Here is a 970-nt window from a genome sequence, read left to right on the forward strand (position 1 = left end):
AGGCGTGGATGACGTCGGCTCCAGTGATGTCGTGGAAGTCGCGCATCAGCGACAGCGGCGGCTCGGTGGCACCGGACAGCAGCCGCGCGCGGGAGAAGTCCGGTGCGACCGCAAGCGTCTTGATGTAGTTCATCATGGGCTGGAAGATCGCCGGCGCACCGTTTGCGACGGTGACTTGCTCCGCGATCATCGCGTCCACGAGGACGGATGTGTCCTCGGCGATGTAGCGACCGGGCAGCACGATTTTTGCGGCACTGTAGGCGGCCGCCTGGGGTAGGCCCCAGCCCTGGCCGTGGAACATCGGCGTGATGAGCATGACGGCATCGTCGCTGCTCATCCCGAGTCCGGCGACCTCGGCGAGGGTGTGCAGGTAGATGCCGCGATGCGAGTAGTAGATGCCCTTGGGCCTGCCGGTGGTGCCGGTGGTGTAACACGCGCTGTAGGAGGAGGTTTCGTCGATGACCGGCCAGTCGATCTCCGGGCCGGCGTCCGCGAGCAGGTCCTCCCAGTGCACCGCGTGCGGGAGCGTGGTGGTGATGTCGGCCAGCGGCTTATCGGTCATCACCACCCACGTCTTCACGTTCGGCGTATGCGGTGCCAGCGCCTCGGCAACCGGAAGCAGCGACTCGTCGATGAGGACCACCGATGCATCACTGTGTCCGGTGACGTAAGCGAGATCCTCTGGCGCCAAACGCAGGTTCATCTGCAACATCACGGCAGCGAGGCCGGGAATCGCCCAGTACAGCTCGTAGTGCCGCTTGCTGTTCCAGTCGAGGATCCCGACCACATCGCCCGGCCCGACGCCGATCGAGCGAAGTGCATTGGCACTTCGTTGGATTCGCGCGTAGGCATCGGCGTAGGTGTACCGGTCCCAGCCGCCGTCCGCGGTGCGGTACACGATCTCCTGCTCGGGATAGGTGCGCGCGGCGTGCCGGATGATGGTGGTGGTGTTGAGTTGATAGTGGTCGCC

The 970-nt window shown here is 65.2% G+C and carries 1 protein-coding gene; it reads right to left on the reverse strand.

Translation table 11 applies throughout. The features are described from left to right. Positions 1-970 (reverse strand): AMP-binding protein (locus tag A2J01_RS32030; RefSeq protein ID WP_156519469.1); only part of this gene is annotated, 970 nt, incomplete at both ends.

Source organism: Rhodococcus sp. EPR-134, assembly GCF_001647205.1.
Classification (GTDB): Bacteria; Actinomycetota; Actinomycetes; order Mycobacteriales; family Mycobacteriaceae; genus Rhodococcus_F; species Rhodococcus_F qingshengii.